This is a genomic window from Rhizobacter sp. P2_H2 (assembly GCF_056403375.1).
The window spans coordinates 1-15,911 of record NZ_JBFUFP010000036.1; the positions used below are offsets into that span (position 1 = coordinate 1).

The window sequence follows — 15,911 nt, forward strand, 5'->3', positions numbered from 1 at the left end:
CTGCCGGTGTGCACCGCGGTCGCGAAGCCGGCCAGCGCGGCCACCAGCATCATCCCTTCGGCGCCGAGGTTGACGATGCCGGCGCGCTCGTTGACCAGCAGCCCGAGCGCGGCGAACGCGAGCACGGTACCGGAACTCAGCGTGGCGGCGATCAGCAGGGCGATGGCGTCCATCAGGCTTGTCCCTCGGCGGTGGAGGACGCCGCCGCCGGCGCGGGCGCGGCGGGGGCGTGCGCCGGCTTCCAGCGGATGCGGTAGTGGATCAGCGTGTCGCAGGCGAGCAGCGAGAACAGCAGCAGGCCCTGGAACACGCCGGTCAGCGATTTCGGCAGGCCCAGGCGCGATTGCGCCAGCTCGCCGCCGATGTAGAACATGCTCATCAGGATCGCCGAGAACACGATGCCCACCGGGTGCAGCCGGCCGACGAAGGCGACGATGATGGCCGCGAAGCCGTAGCCCACCGGCACGTGCAGGGTCAGCTGGCCGAGCGGGCCGGCCGCCTCCAGCCCGCCGGCCAGCCCGGCCATGCCGCCCGACAGCAGCAGCGCCGTCCACAGCGCGCGCCGCGACGAGAAGCCGGCGTAGCGCGCCGCCGCCGGGGCCTGCCCGCCGACCTGCAGCTGGAAGCCGGCATAGGTGCGGAACAGGAAGGCCCAGAACGCGCCCACCGCGAGCAGCGCGAGCAGCAGGCCGATGTTGACGCGCAGCCCGCTGAACAGCCGCGGCACCTTGGTGGCGTCGAGGAAGGTCATGGTCTGCGGGAAGTTGTAGCCGTTCGGGTCCTTCCACGGGCCGTAGACCAGCCAGCCCAGCACCTGCTCGGCGACGTAGACCAGCATCAGGCTGACCAGGATCTCGTTGGCGTTGAAGCGGTCGCGCAGCAGCGCGACGATCGCGGCCCAGGCCATGCCGCCGAGCACGCCGGCCACGAGGATCGGTACCACGATCCAACGCCCCGTGCCCGGCTCGGCCAGCATCGCGACCCCGCCGGCCGCAATCGCCCCCAGCACGAACTGCCCCTCGGCGCCGATGTTCCAGACGTTGGAGCGGAAGCACACCGCGAGGCCGAGCGCGATCAGCAGCAGCGGCGTCGCCTTCACCGCCAGCTCCGACAGCGCATACGCGCTCTTCAGCGGCTCGACGAAGAACACCTGCAGCCCGCGCAGCGGATCCTTGCCGAGCAGCAGGAACAGCACGACGCCGATCGCCACCGTGATCGCCAGCGCCAGCAGCGGCGAGGCGATCGACATCAGCCGGCTCTGCGCCGGGCGCGGCTCAAGCTTCAGCATGCTTCGCCTCCGGGTGGAAGGCCGCTCCGCGCGGCGCCCACAGCCCGCTCATCCATTCGCCGATCTGCTCCACCGTGGCCTGCGTGGTCGCGATCGACGGCGACACGCGGCCCTGTGCGATCACCACCAGGCGGTCGCAGACCTCGAACAGCTCGTCGAGCTCCTCGCTGACGACCAGCACCGCGCAGCCCGCGTCGCGCAGCTTCAGCAGCTCGCCGCGGATCTGCGCGGCCGCGCCGACGTCGACGCCCCAGGTCGGCTGCGAGACGATCAGCAGGCGCGGCGCGGCATCGATCTCGCGGCCGACGATGAACTTCTGCAGGTTGCCGCCGGACAGGCTCCTGGCCGGCGCCTCGGGCCCGCCCGCCTTCACGTTGAAGCGCTGGATCAGCCGGTTCGCGAGCGCGGCGACCTCGCCGGTGCGGATCCAGCCCTGCGCCGTCACCGCGGCGGTGCGCGTGAGCAGCGTGTTCTGCGCGAGCGACAGCGTCGGCACCGCGCCGCGGCCGAGGCGTTCCTCGGGCACGAAGTTCAGGCCTTGCGCCCGGCGGCGGCGCGGCGACTGGCGGCCCACCGGCCGCTCGAACAGCACGATGCTCTCGGCCTCGGCGCGCGGGTCCTCGCCGGAGAGCGCGGCCATCAGCTCCTGCTGGCCGTTGCCGGAGACGCCGGCGATGCCGACGATCTCGCCGCAGCGCACGTCGAAGCTGATGCCCTGCAGGTCCATGCCGAACTGGTCGCGCTTGGGCACCGTGAGCTCGCGCACCGACAGCGCCACGTCGCCGAGCCGCGCCTGCACGTGCTGCAGCTGCGGCGGCTCGGCGCCGATCATCAGGCGCGACAGGCTGGCATTGGTCTCCTGCGTCGGGTCGACCTCGCCGGTGACGCGGCCGCCGCGCAGCACGGTGCAGTGGTGGCACAGCGCGCGGATCTCGTCGAGCTTGTGGCTGATGTAGAGGATGCTGCAGCCCTCGGCGGCGAGCTGGCGCAGCGTGATGAAGAGCGTCTCGACGGCCTGCGGCGTCAGCACCGAGGTCGGCTCGTCGAGGATCAGCAGCTTCGGGTTGGTCATCAGCGCGCGCACGATCTCGACGCGCTGGCGCTCGCCGACCGACAGCGTGTGCACCGGGCGCAGCGGGTCGACGCCGAGGCCGTAGACGCGGGCGACCTCGGTGATGCGCTGCGTCACGGCGGCGAGCGTCAGCGACTTGTCCAGGCCGAGCCAGACGTTCTCGGCGGCGGTGAGGGTGTCGAACAGGCTGAAGTGCTGGAACACCATGCTGATGCCCAGCGCGCGCGCCTCCTGCGGGTTGCGGATCTCGACCGGCTGGCCGTTCCAGCGGATCACGCCGGCATCGGGGCGGACCGCGCCGTAGATCATCTTCATCATCGTCGACTTGCCGGCGCCGTTCTCGCCGAGCACGGCATGGATCTCGCCGGGCTTGACGCGCAGGTTGACGCGGTCGTTCGCCTTGACGGCGGGGTAGCTCTTGCTGAGGTCGGTCAGTTCCAGTCGAAGCATCGCCGCCCCCTCAATCCCGTCGCCCATGCCGTTGCACTCCGTTCACCCACGTCGACACCAGGTTCCGCTCGTCCGCGAGCGTCATCCACGCAAACACCCGCTCATGCAAGCCCCGCGCCACCTCCATCCGACGCTCGGCGACCGGCCCCACCGCCCAGTCCCAGACGCACAGGTCGGCGACCCGCCCGGCCTCCAGCGAGCCGATCTCGTCGGCCAGCCCGAGCGCCTTGGCCGCGCCGCGCGTGCCGGCATGCAGCGCCTTCCAGGCCGTCAGCCGCTCGCCGGCCATCGCCTGCACGCGGTAGGCGTCGCTCGCGGCGCGCAGCATCGACAGGCTGGTGCCGCCGCCCACGTCGGTCGCCAGGCTGACCGCGCAGCCGGCGGCCTCGGCGGCGCGCCAGCCGAACAGACCGCTGCCGAGGAACAGGTTCGACGACGGGCTGTGGGCGATCTGCGCACCGCTGGCCCGGATCGCCGCCCGGTCGGCATCGTCCAGCCAGATGCCGTGCGCCAGCACGCTGCGCTCGTTCAGCAGCCCGGCGCGGGCGTACACGTCGAGGTAGCTGCGCGCCTCGGGGAACAGCTCGGCCACCCACAGCACCTCGTCGCGGTTCTCGGCCACGTGGGTCTGCATGTAGAGGCCGGGCCAGGCCGCGCACAGCCGGCCGGCCATCGCGAGCTGGGCCGGCGTGCTGGTCGGCGCGAAGCGCACCGTCACCGCGTAGGCGAGCCGGTCGACGCCATGCCAGCGCTCGATCAGCTCGACGCAATCGCGCTCGGCCTGGTCGACGTCGTCGCGCAGCCCGTCGGGCGCATGCCGGTCCATCAGCACCTTGCCGGCGATCAGCCGCATGCCGCGCGCCTGGGCGCCGGCCAGCAGCCGGTCGGCGCTGACCTTGTGGACGGTCGGGAAGACGACGGCGGCGGTCGTGCCGTGCGCCAGCAGCGCATCGAGAAAGCGTGCCGCGCCGCGCTCGGCCTCGCCCGCGTCGGCATAGCGGCGCTCGGCCGGGAAGGTGTAGGTGTCCAGCCAGTCGAGCAACGCGGTGCCGTAGCTCGCGATCACGTCGAGCTGCGGGCTGTGCACATGGCTGTCGATGAAGCCGGGCATCAGCAGCCGGCCGCGGTGGTCGTGCAGCTGCCAGCGGGTGTCGGGCGTGCCGGGCTGCGCGCCCGCGATGCGGCCGTCCTCGACCAGCAGCCAGTGGTCGGGGCGGAAACGCACGGCCGGCGACTCRGTGTCGCCCCAGTCGGGTGCGGYGGTGAAGTCGAGCAGGTCGGCGCGCAGCGCGATGCGGCGGGGTGTCATGCGGGAAGTCGGGTGGGGGCAGGCCAGGGGCCGGGCCCGTGAATTGCAAAGCCAGGGCGTCGGGGCGCCATCGTATCCCGGCGGCGACGGAGGTTTACCCTTGCGGAGTCTGTCCTATGCTTGTTGACCAACCCCGGATTTCCATGAGCACCCAGCCCATCCGCTTCTTCCACCGCGGCGAGATCGTCGAGGTGGGCGGCGTTCATCCGACGCGCTCGGTGCTCGAGTGGCTGCGCGAGGACGCCCGCTGCACCGGCACCAAGGAGGGTTGCAACGAGGGCGATTGCGGTGCCTGCACGGTGGTGGTGGGGGAACTGGCGGATGAGCGGACGGCGCCCGCGCAGCGGGTCGGTGGCCTCGCGCTGCGCACCGTCAACGCCTGCATCCAGTTCCTGCCGACGCTGGCCGGCAAGGCGCTGTTCACCGTCGAAGACCTGAAGGACCAGGCCGGCGGCGCGCTGCACCCGGTGCAGCAGGCGATGGTCGAGTGCCACGGCTCGCAGTGCGGGTTCTGCACGCCGGGCTTCGTGATGTCGCTGTGGGCCGGCTACGAGGGCCACCGTGCCTGCGGGCAGGTGCCGACCCGGCAGCAACTGGCCGACGAGCTGTCGGGCAACCTGTGCCGCTGCACCGGCTACCGGCCCATCCTCGATGCCGGCGAGCGCATGTTCGAGCTGCCGCCGGTCGCGCTCGACCCCTTGCCGGTGGTGGCCGCGCTGAAGACGCTCGCGGGCAGCACCGACGGCCTCCACTACGCCGGCTTCAACCGCCAGGCCGCCGGCGGCCCGCGCGTCGACGACTACTTCGCGCCGCGCACGCTGGAGGCGCTCGCGGCGCTGCGCGAGCAGCACCCGAAGGCGACGCTGCTGGCCGGCTCGACCGACATCGGGCTGTGGGTCAACAAGCAGTTCCGCGACCTCGGCGAGATCCTCTACCTGGGCGACGTGGCCGAGCTGAAGCGCATCGACGAGCGCGACGGCCACCTGCACATCGGCGCCGGGGCCTCGCTCGAAGACGCCTGGTCGGCGCTCGCGCGGCACGTGCCCGCGCTGACCGAGGTGTGGCTGCGTTTCGCGTCGCCGCCGATCCGGCATGCCGGCACGATGGGTGGCAACGTGGCCAACGGCTCGCCGATCGGCGATTCGGCGCCGGTGCTGCTCGCGCTCGACGCCGAGCTGGTGCTGCGCCGCGGCAGCAAGGCGCGGCGCGTGCCGCTCGCCGCGTTCTACCTCGACTACATGAAGAACCAGTTGCAGCCCGGCGAGTTCGTGCAGGAGATCGTCGTACCGCTGGCGGCCGTGCAGCAGCAGGTGCGCGCGTACAAGATCAGCAAGCGTTTCGACTGCGACATCTCGGCCGTGTGCGCCGGCCTGTCGATCGGGCTCGCGGCCGACGGCACGGTCGCGCAGGTGCGGCTGGCGTTCGGCGGCATGGCGGGCATCGTCAAGCGCGCCGCGCAGGCCGAGGCGGCGTTGCAGGACCGCGCGTGGGACGAGGCCGCCTTGAAGGCCGCGCAGGCTGCGCTGGCGCAGGACTTCACGCCGCTCAGCGACATGCGCGCGAGCGCCGCCTACCGGCTGCAGGTCGCGCAGAACCTGCTGCGGCGCTTCTGGCTGGAGACGCGCGCGGTGGACCCGCTGCCGGTCGAGGCCACGCGGGCCTGGAGCGTGATGGCATGAACAAGGCCGTGGATCCTTTCCTGCAGGCCGAGCCCGACGCCGAAGCCGTCGCGCTGCGTGAAGGCGCGCGCGTCGGCATCAGCCGGCCGCACGAATCGGCGCACCTGCACGTCGCCGGCGAGGCCGCCTACATCGACGACCTGCCGGAGCTCGCCGGCACGCTGCACGCGGCGCTCGGGCTGTCGCCGGTGGCGCACGGGCGGCTGCTGGCGATCGACCTCGCGGTGCTGCGGGCGCAGCCGGGCGTCGTCGCGGTGCTGACCGCCGCCGACATCCCCGGCCCCAACGACTGCGGGCCGATCCTGCACGACGACCCGATCCTCGCCGACGGCGAGCTGCGCTACCTCGGCCAGCCGGTGTTCGCGGTGATCGCGTCGACGCGCGATGCGGCGCGCCGTGCCGCGGCGCAGGCCAAGGCGGTGCTGAAGGTGGAGGCGCGGCCGCCGGTCCTGACGCCGCAGGCCGCGCATGCGGCCGGTGCCTACGTGCTGCCGCCGATGCACCTGGTGCGCAGCACGCGCGCGGGCGGCGCACGGGCGGCCATCGACGCGGCGCCGCACCGCCTGAAAGGCACGCTGGACGTCGGCGGCCAGGAGCAGTTCTACCTCGAAGGCCAGATCAGCTACGCGATCCCGAAGGAAGACCGCGGCCTGCTGCTGCACTGCTCGACGCAGCACCCGAGCGAGATGCAGCACCTGGTGGCGCATGCGCTGCAGCTGAGCTCGCACCATGTGCAGGTGGAGTGCCGGCGCATGGGCGGCGGCTTCGGCGGCAAGGAATCGCAATCGGCGCTGTTCGCCTGCGTCGCGGCGGTGGCGGCGCAGAAGCTGCGCCGGCCGGTCAAGCTGCGGGTCGACCGCGACGACGATTTCCTGATCACCGGGCGGCGCCACTGCTTCTGGTACGAGTACGAGGCCGGCTACGACGACGACGGCCGCATCCTCGGCAGCGAGGTCACGATGGTGTCGCGGGCCGGCCATTCGGCCGACCTGTCGGGCCCGGTGATGACGCGCGCGCTGTGCCACTTCGACAACGCCTACTGGCTGCCCGATGTCGCGATGCACGGCTTCTGCGGCAAGACCAACACGCAGAGCAACACCGCGTTCCGCGGCTTCGGCGGGCCGCAGGGCGCGATCGCGATCGAGAACATCGTCGACAGCATCGCGCGCGCGCTCGGCAAGGATGCGCTGGACGTGCGGCGCATCAACTTCTACGGCACCGACACGAATCGCACGACGCCCTATGGCCAGTCGGTCGACGACAACATCCTGCACGAGCTGTGCGCGCAGCTCGAGGCCGACAGCGGCTACCGTGCGCGCCGCGAGGCGGTGGCGGCGTTCAACCGGGTGAACCCGGTGCTGCAGCGCGGCCTGGCGTTCACGCCGGTCAAGTTCGGCATCTCCTTCAACGTGAAGCACCTGAACCAGGCCGGCGCGCTGGTGCATGTGTATGCCGACGGTTCGATCCTCGTGAACCACGGCGGCACCGAGATGGGCCAGGGGCTGAACACCAAGGTGGCGCAGGTGGTGGCGCACGAGCTGGGCGTCGGCTTCGAGCGGGTGCGCGTCACCGCGACCGACACGCACAAGGTCGTCAACACCTCGGCCACCGCCGCCTCCACCGGCAGCGACCTGAACGGCAAGGCGGCGCAGGATGCGGCGCGGCAGATCCGCGTGCGGCTGGCCGACGTGGCCGCGCCCCTGCTGGCCTGCCGCGCCGACGAATTGCGCTTCGCGAACGACGAGGTGATCGGCCCGGCCGGGCGCATCGGGTTCGCCGAGCTCGTGATGCAGGCCTATCTGGCACGCGTGCAGCTGTGGTCCGACGGCTTCTACGCGACGCCCGGCCTGCACTGGGACAGCGCGACGCTGACCGGCCGGCCGTTCTATTACTTCGCGTACGGCGCGGCCGTCAGCGAGGTGTTGGTGGATACCCTGACGGGCGAATGGAAGCTGCTGCGCGCCGACGTGCTGCACGACGCCGGCCGCTCGCTGARCCCGGCCGTCGACACCGGCCAGGTCGAGGGCGCGTTCATCCAGGGCATGGGCTGGCTGACCAGCGAGGAGCTGGTGTGGCACCCGCAGACCGGCCTGCTCGCGACGCACGCGCCGAGTACCTACAAGATCCCGACCGCGAACGACTGCCCGGCCGTCTTCAACGTGCGGCTGTACGACGGCGAGAACGTCGAGGACAGCATCCACCGCAGCAAGGCGGTCGGCGAGCCGCCGCTGCTGCTGCCGTTCTCGGTGTTCTTCGCGATCCGCGATGCGGTGTCGGCGCTCGGCGGGCACCGCATCGACCCGCCGCTGCGCGCGCCGGCGACGCCGGAGGCGATCCTCGATGCGATCACCGCGGTGCGTGCGGCAGGCTGAACGCCATCGGATGCAATGCCACCAGACGCAAGCCAGGCAACCGAACGCAACGTGAGCGCCAAAACGAGGCAGGACGGCCCCGATTCGTGCGGTATTCACGCACGAACCCCCGGGGCGAGGGAGACGGCAAAAGCGCTGCCGTCGATATCCTTCGTGTCGATTCGCAGGCGTCCGCACCGGGCGCCGTTGTCCGGTCGATTCTTCGCGAGCTCCAGCCGTCTTCATGAGCGCCACCACTTCCGCCTTCGCACCCGTTGCCACGCCACCCGCAGCTTCACCGGTGGTGTTCTCGCGGGCGGCTGCCACCGACAGCCAGCTGATGAAAGGCTGGGACGGGCTGCTCAGCGACAGCGGGCATGTCTACCGCATCTACCAGTCGCCGGAGTGGTGGAACCACCTGGTCGCGACGCGCCCGGCCGACGACCTGCTGCTGGGCGTGCTGCCGGCGGAAGAGGGCGCCGAGGTCGGCGTGGTGCCGATGGACGTGCAGCCGTACCCGCTCGCGTTCTCGGCCGGGCGCTGGACCTTTGCCTCGCTGAAGCTGCGCTCGGCCCACCTGCTGGGCGGTGCGCCGCTGGTGGCCGGCCGGCCGGGTGCGCTGGCCGACGTGGTCGATCGGCTGTGGCGCGAGCGCGCCGACCTGGATGCGCTGTTCCTGAAGGGCATTCCCGCCGGCTGCAGCGCCTGGGCCGGCTGGGAGGCGCAGCTGCGCCAGCGCGGCGGCTCGCTGCTGTACAGCGAGCACGGCAAGCGCCCGCTGTACACGATCGCGCTGCCCGAGACCTTCGATGCCTACCTGGCGCGCTTCGGCAGCAAGAAGCGCTACAACCTGCGCCGCCAGGTGCGGGTGCTGGAAGAGCAGATGCCGGGGCTGGAGCTGATCCGTGTCGATGCCGAGGAGCAGGTGGCCGAGTTCGTGCGCCAGGCGCAGCACATCGCCAGGCGCACCTGGCAGCACCAGGCGATCGGCCCGCTGGGCATCGAGCGCGACGACATCGCGCTGCGGCTCACCGACCTGGCACGCCGCGGCCTGTTGCGCAGCTACGTGCTGCGCAGCGGCGGCCGGGCGCTGGCCTTCGTGCTGGGCTACCAGGGGCGCGGCGTGTTCCATTACGCCGACATCGGCCACGACGCGGAGCTGTCGAAGTTCAGCCCCGGCACCGTGCTGCTGTACCGGTTGATCGAGGACCTGATCGCGCACCAGCGGCCGCAGACGCTGAACTTCGGCATCGGCGTGTCGGAATACAAGCGCCAGTTCGCGACCGAGGTGCGCGAGGAAACCTCGCTGCTGATCCTGCGCGACACGCTGCGCAACCGGCTGCGCGTCGGGCTGCACGGCGGCTGGCGCGGGCTGCTGACGAAGGCCAAGTCGCTGCTGCGCCGGCCCAAGCTGGTGCTGGCCGGCGTGCTGACGCACGAGGCGGTGTACGAGCTGGTGGGCACGGTCATCAACACGCCGCTGCCGGTGCTCGTGGGCTGACGGAGATCTCCCGATGAGCACGCTGCGCCGTGAGGCGTTGGCGCTGCTCGCGGCCGGCGTGCCGGCGATGGACGTGCAGGTGCTGTCGCACCGCGGCTCGGTACCGCGCGAGGCCGGCACGCACATGCTGGTGACGCGCGATGCGGTGCTGGGCACCATCGGCGGCGGCCACCTCGAACTGACGGCGATCGCGCAGGCGCGGCAGTGGCTCGCCACCGGCGACACGGCACCCCATGACGCCGAGTTCGCGCTCGGCCCTTCGCTCGGCCAGTGCTGCGGCGGCGCGCTGACGCTGCGCACCCAGCGGCTCGGCGACGCGCTGCTGGCCGCCTGGCCCGACGGCGCGCCGCGCTTCTTCGTGCAGCTGTACGGCGCGGGCCATGTGGGGCGGGCGATCGTCGCGCTGCTGGCCGGCATCGACTGCCGCGTGCAATGGATCGACGAGCGCGACAGCGAATTCCCGCCGCACCCGCTGCCGGCGCACATCGAGCGGCTGTGCGTCGAGCCGGTGGAGGCCGAGGTGGCCCAGGCGCCTGCGGGCGCGCACTACCTGGTGCTGACGCACAGCCACGACCTCGACCTGCGCATCACCGAGGCCATCCTGCGCCGCGGCGATTTCGCGTACCTCGGCCTGATCGGCAGCCGGACCAAGCGCGCGCGTTTCGTGCATCGCTTCGAGGAGCGCGGCGTGCCGGCCGAGGCGATCGGCCGGATGACCTGCCCGATCGGCGTGCCGGGGATTGCCGGCAAGGAACCCGAGGTGATCGCGGTGGCGGTGGTGGCGCAGTTGCTGCAGCAGCAGCGGTGAGGCCGGCGCGGCCCAGTCCTACAGGCAGGGCCGCTGCCTTCCGATGCCGGCCGGGACCGATGCTTCCTACAGTGAAAGGATCCGCAACCCTGACCCCGAACGGAGATGGCCATGCACGACAAGAACGCCCGCGAGGGCAAGGCCCTGCGCCTGGACGAGACCGCGATCGAAGCCGCCCGCAAGCGCACCGAGGACGGGGCCGTGACGCCGAGCTACGGCCCGTGGCGCGACGACATCGTGCTGCTGCTGAACGGTGCGCTGGCCACCGAGCTGGTCTGCGTGCTGCGCTACAAGCGCCACCACTTCACCGCGCACGGCATGTCGTCGCCGGCGATCGCCGCCGAGTTCATGGTGCACGCGAACGAAGAGGCAGCGCATGCCGACCTGATCGCCGAACGCATCGTGCAGCTCGGCGGCGAGCCCGATTTCTCGCCGAACACCTTGCTCGAACGCAGCCATGCCGCCTACGACGAGTCGTCGGAACTGAAGGCGATGATCCGCGCCAACCTGGTGGCCGAGCGCGTCGCGGTGGAAACCTACCGGCAGATGATCACGCTGATCGGCGACAAGGATCCGACGACGCGCCGCATGCTCGAAGGCATCCTGCACGACGAGGAAGAGCACGCCGACGAGATGAAGGACCTGCTGGAGCAGTGAGCTCCCGCCGGGTCAGAGCACCAGCAGCGCGCGGAAGTCGTTGACGTTGGTGAAGGTCGGCCCGGGCACGACCAGGTCACCGAGCGGCGCAAAGAAGTTGTAGGCGTCGTTGCGGTCCAAGCGGTCACGTGCGCTGAGGCCCTGTGCCTCGGCGCGCGCGAGCGTGTCGGGCGTGACGATCGCGCCGGCGTTGTCCTCTACACCGTCGATGCCGTCGGTGTCCGCGGCCAGCACGAACACGCCCGGCTGGCCTTGCAGCGCGAGGGCGCAGCCGAGCAGGAACTCGGTGGCGCGCCCGCCGCGCCCGCCCTTGCTGGCGACCGTCACCGTCGTCTCCCCGCCGGAGAGAATCACGCACGGCGTGCGGAACGGCTGTCCGCGCCGCGCGACCTGCCGCGCGAGCGCCGCATGCACCTTGCCGACCTCGCGCGACTCGCCCTCGATCTCGTCGCCGAGGATGTGGGCCTCGATGCCCGCGGCGCGGGCGAGTGCCGCGGCGGCTTCGAGCGACTGCTGCGGCGTCGCGATCATCCGCACCTCGTGCCCGGCGAAGCGGGTGTCGCCGGGTTTCGGCGTCTCGAACGCGCCGCTTTCCAGCCCGGCGCGCGCCGGCGCCGACACCTCGATGCGGTAACGCGCGAGGATCGCCAGCGCATCGGCGCAGGTCGTCGCATCGGGCACCGTCGGCCCGCTCGCGATCACCTCGGGCGAATCGCCCGGCACGTCGGAGACCAGCAGCGTGACCACGCGGGCCGGCGCGCACATCGCCGCCAGCCGCCCGCCCTTGATGGCCGACAGGTGCTTGCGCACGCAGTTCATCTCGTCGATCGCGGCGCCGCTCTTCAGCAGCGCCTTGTTGATCGCCTGCTTCTCCTCGAGCGTGACGCCGTCGGCCGGCAGCGCGAGCAGCGCCGAGCCGCCGCCGGACACCAGGCACAGCACGAGATCATCGGCGGTCAGCCCTTGCGTCAGTGCGGCGATCCGTTGGGCCGCCTGCCGCCCGGCCGCATCGGGCACCGGGTGGGCCGCCTCGACGACCTCGATGCGGCCCGGCTTCGCGCGGTAGCCGGGCGGCACATGGTCGTAGCGCGTGACCACCAGCCCGGACAGCGGCGCGTCGGCGGGCCACAGCGCATCCAGCGCCTGGGCCATCGCGCCGCCCGCCTTGCCGGCCCCCAGCACCAGCGTGCGCCCGCGCGGCGGTGGCGGCAGGAAGGCGCCCAGCGTCTGGGCCGGCAGGGCCCGCGCGACCGCGGCGTCGTACAGCGCGCGAAGAAATCCCCGGGGATCGGTGTGCGGCGAGGGTGCAGTCATGGCCCAATTATCGGATGGCCATCGACATGCAGGCGGTGCTCGACCGCATCCACGACGAAGCGCAACCGCTGCTCGAACAGGGCGAGGTGGCGCGCTACATCCCCGAACTCGCCAAGGTGCCGAAGCAGCGCTTCGGCATGGCGGTCAGCATGCTCGACGGGCGGCTCTACACCGTCGGCGATGCGAGCGAGGCGTTCTCGATCCAGTCGGTCTCGAAGCTGTTCTCGCTGACGCTCGCATTCCAGCTGGTCGGCGACGCGCTGTGGGAGCGGGTCGGCCGCGAACCGTCGGGCACCGCGTTCAACTCGCTGGTGCAGCTGGAGACCGAGCAGGGCAAGCCGCGCAACCCGTTCCTGAACGCCGGTGCGCTGGTCGTCACCGACGTGCTGAGCACCCGCTTCGTGCAGCCCGAGATGGCGCTGGTGGAGTTCGTGCGGCGCCTGTCGGGCAACGCGGCGCTGCAGTACGACGACGCGGTCGCGCGCTCGGAGCTGGCCACCGCCTCGCGCAACCGGGCGATGGGGCATTTCATGCACAGCTTCGGCAACCTGAAGAACCCGGTCGACGCGGTGATCGAGGCCTACTGCCGGCATTGCGCGATCCGCATGAACTGCGTCGACCTGGCGCGCGCGGTGGGCTTTCTCGCGAACGGCGGCGTGAGCCCGGTCAACGGCGAGCAGGTGCTGGACGCGAGTTCGGCGAAGCGGCTGTCGGCGCTGATGCTGACCTGCGGCACCTACGACGCGGCGGGCGATTTCGCGTACCGCGTCGGCATCCCGGCCAAGAGCGGTGTCGGCGGCGGCATCGTCGCGCACATCCCGCGCACGCTGGGCGTGTGCGTCTGGTCGCCGGGGCTGGAGCACACCGGGAACTCGCTCGCGGGCAGCTTTGCGCTGGAGCGGTTCACGTCGCTGATCGGGCAATCGCTGTTCTGAGGCGTCACCGGCTCAAGGCCCTCAGGCGCTCCATCGCGAGTCCTGCACGCTCCGGCTCCGCCATCAAGCCCGGCAACACGTTCGCAAAATCCGGATTCATCAGCAACGCAGTGAAGGCTGAGGCCACGGCTTGTCGCAGGTCTGCCGGGGCCGTGGCCATTTCGTCGACCAGTTCCTCTCGCCCATCGACGATGTTCAGCACGTCCTCCAGGTCGTGGCTGCTCATGAAGTCTCCTCCGCCGCGACTGGCGAACGCTTCCAGCTTGGTGGCCACGAAAGCCACGGCGCTCACCAGCCGAATCGTGATGCCTTCGCCCAACGCCACGGGCACGGCGGTCTGTACGGCATACGGATACCAGCGGTTGGAGAAACCCAGCACCTCGGGCTGCACGGGCATCAGGTCGAAGAGCAGCCCTGACGCCTTGTGCACCCAACGGCAAATCACATCGCTGCTGGCGTCTCGCGCGAATCCGCGCTGCGCCACCTGTTCCTCGATGCGATAAAACGTGGATCGGCTGGCGTTCACCACGGCGTCCACGTCGCGGGTCGCACGCACGCTGTCGGCCAGGGGATCGGTCACCAGCAGACCGGCCACGGCACCACCGACGAACACCACCTGCTCGCGCAGTTCGCCCAGCGCTTCGGCGATACGGCGCAAATGAGGAAGATTGGGGTCATCGGCTCGCATCGACCTCTCCCGAATCGAACCGCATCAGTTCGGCTTCCATCAGTTCGGCGGCCAGCGAGCGCTCGCGTGCACGCCCGGTGCGCAGGGCATCCAGCAGGGCGAGCAGGCGATGCAAGGCCGGGTCGGCCAGGGCGGCCTGCGGTGCTGTTCGATAGAGAGGCGACAACGTGGGGCCTTTGGCGCGGCCGGTGGGGTGGGCCCAGACCGGGGCCTCGCTCTGGGCAGCCGTCAGCATGCTGGCCAATGGTTCGACACCGAAAGCCGTCGGCACGCCGCGCTTGACCGGCCCGGGTGTGGCCGGCCAGATGTAGCGCACGCCATGCAGCACGAACTCCAGCAGGCTGGGTCGCACCGGCGACCACTCGCCGCGCGCGGGCGCCACCGCCAAGCCGGACGCCACGGCGCGCTTCACGCTCGCATGCGTCTCCGAGGCGCTCATGGCCAGCGCCTCGCCAAGCGCGGCATAGGTCCAACGCTGCGGCGGGTGCGCCGCCGCCTTCAACAGCACCAGCAGGTCTTGCGGTTTGAGTTCCATCGTACGGCCATATTCGCTATTCGCGAATTGCGAATATCGCCGATGGGGCCGTGTCCTGGCAAGCCCTGGCTGCTGCCGTCCATGCGGCAGCCCGCAGCGGATTCAACCCGTGTTGCGCAACCCCGCCGCCACCCCGTTGATCGAGATGTGGATCCCGCGCTGCACCCGCTCGTTCGCCGGATCGCCCTCGCGGCGCTGCCGGTAGCGCCGCATCAGCTCGACCTGCAGGTGGTTCAGCGGGTCGAGGTACGGGAAGCGGTGCTCGATCGAGCGCGCGAGCGACGGGTTCGACGCGAGCCGCTGCTTCTCGCCGGTGATCAGCGACACCGCGTCGCTGGTGCGCTGCCATTCGGCCTGGATCAGCCCGAAGATCTTGCGGCCCAGCTTCCGGTCCTCGACCAGGTCCACGTAGCGCTCCGCGATCCCCAGGTCGCTCTTGGCCAGCACCATGTCCAGGTTCGACAGCAGCGTGCGGAAGAACGGCCACTGCTTGTGCATGCGCTGCAGCAGCACGAGCCGCTCCTTGCGCTGCGCCGGCAGCTTGCCGAGGAAGTGCTCGATCGCCGAGCCGAAGCCGCACCAGCCCGGCAGCGCGACGCGGCACTGGCCCCAGCTGAAGCTCCACGGGATCGCGCGCAGGTCCTCGATCGCCCGCGTGGCCTTGCGCGAGGCCGGGCGCGAGCCGATGTTCAGCTCGGCGATCTCGCGGATCGGCGTGGCCGAGAAGAAGTAGTCGGTGAAGCCCGGGGTCTCGTAGACCAGCTTGCGGTAGGCCGCCATGCTGGCCTCGCTGATCGCCGCGGCCGCGTCGAGGAAACTCTTCGGCGCGCTCTTGGTCGGGTGCAGCAGCGTGGCCTCGAGCGTCGCGGCCACCAGCGTCTCGAGGTTGCGCAGGCCGATCTCCGGGTGCGCGTACTTCGACGAGATCACCTCGCCCTGTTCGGTCAGCCGGATCTGCCCGTTCACCGTGCCCGGCGGCTGCGCAAGGATCGCCTGGTAGCTCGGGCCGCCGCCGCGCCCGACCGTGCCGCCGCGGCCGTGGAACAGGCGCAGCGTGATGCCGTGCGCGCCGCGCAGGCCGTCGAACAGCGCCACCAGCGCGATCTCGGCACGGTACAGCTCCCAGTTGCTCGTGAACGAGCCGCCGTCCTTGTTGCTGTCGCTGTAGCCGAGCATCACGTCCTGCTCGCGGCCGGAGCGCTTGATCATCCCGGCCACGCCCGGCAGCGCGTAGTAGTCGMGCATGATCGGCTCGGCATTGCGCAGGTCGCCGATCGTCTCGAACAGCGGCGAGACGATCAGCTGGCACACGGCGCCATCGTCC

At 71.2% G+C, this 15,911-nt stretch carries 13 protein-coding genes and 1 pseudogene; 6 read left to right on the forward strand and 8 right to left on the reverse strand.

Features of this window, described 5'->3' with window-relative positions; genetic code table 11:
* The 4 genes and pseudogenes from AC1D15_RS04765 to guaD form a co-directional block, all read right to left on the reverse strand.
* Window positions 1–173 (reverse strand): annotated as a pseudogene (locus AC1D15_RS04765) (ABC transporter permease); the annotation flags it as partial.
* Complete coding sequence (locus tag AC1D15_RS04770) at window positions 173–1,288, reverse strand: ABC transporter permease (RefSeq protein WP_465112663.1); 1,116 nt, start codon at window positions 1,286–1,288, stop codon at window positions 173–175. The pseudogene AC1D15_RS04765 and the gene AC1D15_RS04770, both read right to left, overlap by 1 nt.
* Complete coding sequence (locus AC1D15_RS04775; RefSeq protein WP_477825109.1) at window positions 1,275–2,810, reverse strand: ABC transporter ATP-binding protein; 1,536 nt, start codon at window positions 2,808–2,810, stop codon at window positions 1,275–1,277. The genes AC1D15_RS04770 and AC1D15_RS04775 overlap by 14 nt, the downstream gene beginning before the upstream one ends.
* A 10-nt stretch (window positions 2,811–2,820) precedes the next feature.
* Window positions 2,821–4,119, reverse strand: coding sequence for a guanine deaminase (gene guaD / locus AC1D15_RS04780; RefSeq protein WP_477825110.1), 1,299 nt, complete (start codon window positions 4,117–4,119; stop codon window positions 2,821–2,823).
* A 143-nt stretch (window positions 4,120–4,262) separates the two neighbouring features.
* Here guaD and xdhA point away from each other — a divergent pair, with 143 nt between their 5' ends.
* The 5 genes from xdhA to AC1D15_RS04805 all read left to right on the forward strand — a co-directional run bounded on the left by xdhA (window position 4,263) and on the right by AC1D15_RS04805 (window position 11,115).
* Entirely contained in the window at window positions 4,263–5,798 is a 1,536-nt protein-coding gene (gene xdhA / locus AC1D15_RS04785; RefSeq protein WP_477825111.1) for a xanthine dehydrogenase small subunit, read from the forward strand.
* Window positions 5,795–8,170, forward strand: coding sequence for a xanthine dehydrogenase molybdopterin binding subunit (gene xdhB / locus AC1D15_RS04790; protein ID WP_477825112.1), 2,376 nt, complete (start codon window positions 5,795–5,797; stop codon window positions 8,168–8,170). Before xdhA ends, xdhB begins: the two co-directional genes overlap by 4 nt.
* Window positions 8,171–8,393: 223 nt before the next feature.
* The gene (locus AC1D15_RS04795) at window positions 8,394–9,650 is read left to right on the forward strand and encodes a GNAT family N-acetyltransferase (RefSeq protein WP_477825113.1); all 1,257 of its coding nucleotides are present in this window, start codon (window positions 8,394–8,396) and stop codon (window positions 9,648–9,650) included.
* Between the two features lie 13 nt (window positions 9,651–9,663).
* Window positions 9,664–10,458, forward strand: coding sequence for a xanthine dehydrogenase accessory protein XdhC (gene xdhC / locus AC1D15_RS04800; RefSeq protein WP_465112657.1), 795 nt, complete (start codon window positions 9,664–9,666; stop codon window positions 10,456–10,458).
* Between the two features lie 111 nt (window positions 10,459–10,569).
* Complete coding sequence (locus AC1D15_RS04805; RefSeq protein ID WP_477825114.1) at window positions 10,570–11,115, forward strand: ferritin-like domain-containing protein; 546 nt, start codon at window positions 10,570–10,572, stop codon at window positions 11,113–11,115.
* Window positions 11,116–11,127: 12 nt separating this feature from the next.
* Here AC1D15_RS04805 and AC1D15_RS04810 read toward each other — a convergent pair whose 3' ends face one another.
* Window positions 11,128–12,429, reverse strand: coding sequence for a glycerate kinase type-2 family protein (locus AC1D15_RS04810; RefSeq protein WP_047506960.1), 1,302 nt, complete (start codon window positions 12,427–12,429; stop codon window positions 11,128–11,130).
* Window positions 12,430–12,449: 20 nt separating this feature from the next.
* On the opposite strand from AC1D15_RS04810, the gene AC1D15_RS04815 reads away from it, so the two are divergent.
* Complete coding sequence (locus AC1D15_RS04815) at window positions 12,450–13,364, forward strand: glutaminase (RefSeq protein ID WP_465112937.1); 915 nt, start codon at window positions 12,450–12,452, stop codon at window positions 13,362–13,364.
* A gap of 4 nt (window positions 13,365–13,368) precedes the next feature.
* On the opposite strand, the gene AC1D15_RS04820 is transcribed toward AC1D15_RS04815, so the two are convergent.
* The 3 genes from AC1D15_RS04820 to AC1D15_RS04830 all read right to left on the reverse strand — a co-directional run.
* Entirely contained in the window at window positions 13,369–14,052 is a 684-nt protein-coding gene (locus AC1D15_RS04820) for a hypothetical protein (protein ID WP_477825115.1), read from the reverse strand.
* Window positions 14,039–14,560 (reverse strand): hypothetical protein, encoded by a 522-nt coding sequence (locus AC1D15_RS04825; RefSeq protein ID WP_477825116.1) that lies wholly within the window; start codon window positions 14,558–14,560, stop codon window positions 14,039–14,041. Before AC1D15_RS04825 ends, AC1D15_RS04820 begins: the two co-directional genes overlap by 14 nt.
* Before the next feature lie 129 nt (window positions 14,561–14,689).
* A partial coding sequence (locus AC1D15_RS04830) for a phosphoenolpyruvate carboxylase (RefSeq protein WP_477825117.1) occupies window positions 14,690–15,911 on the reverse strand: 1,222 nt, incomplete at its 5' end.

What these genes read in the sequence shown, in the direction of transcription:
- xdhA (WP_477825111.1), top strand. Translation starts at nt 4,263, where the DNA reads ATGAGCACCCAGCCCATCCGCTTCTTCCACCGCGGCGAGATCGTCGAG.
- AC1D15_RS04810 (WP_047506960.1), bottom strand. Translation starts at nt 12,429, where the DNA reads ATGACTGCACCCTCGCCGCACACCGATCCCCGGGGATTTCTTCGCGCG.
- AC1D15_RS04805 (WP_477825114.1), top strand. Translation starts at nt 10,570, where the DNA reads ATGCACGACAAGAACGCCCGCGAGGGCAAGGCCCTGCGCCTGGACGAG.
- AC1D15_RS04775 (WP_477825109.1), bottom strand. Translation starts at nt 2,810, where the DNA reads ATGCTTCGACTGGAACTGACCGACCTCAGCAAGAGCTACCCCGCCGTC.
- xdhC (WP_465112657.1), top strand. Translation starts at nt 9,664, where the DNA reads ATGAGCACGCTGCGCCGTGAGGCGTTGGCGCTGCTCGCGGCCGGCGTG.
- AC1D15_RS04795 (WP_477825113.1), top strand. Translation starts at nt 8,394, where the DNA reads ATGAGCGCCACCACTTCCGCCTTCGCACCCGTTGCCACGCCACCCGCA.
- AC1D15_RS04820 (WP_477825115.1), bottom strand. Translation starts at nt 14,052, where the DNA reads ATGCGAGCCGATGACCCCAATCTTCCTCATTTGCGCCGTATCGCCGAA.
- AC1D15_RS04770 (WP_465112663.1), bottom strand. Translation starts at nt 1,288, where the DNA reads ATGCTGAAGCTTGAGCCGCGCCCGGCGCAGAGCCGGCTGATGTCGATC.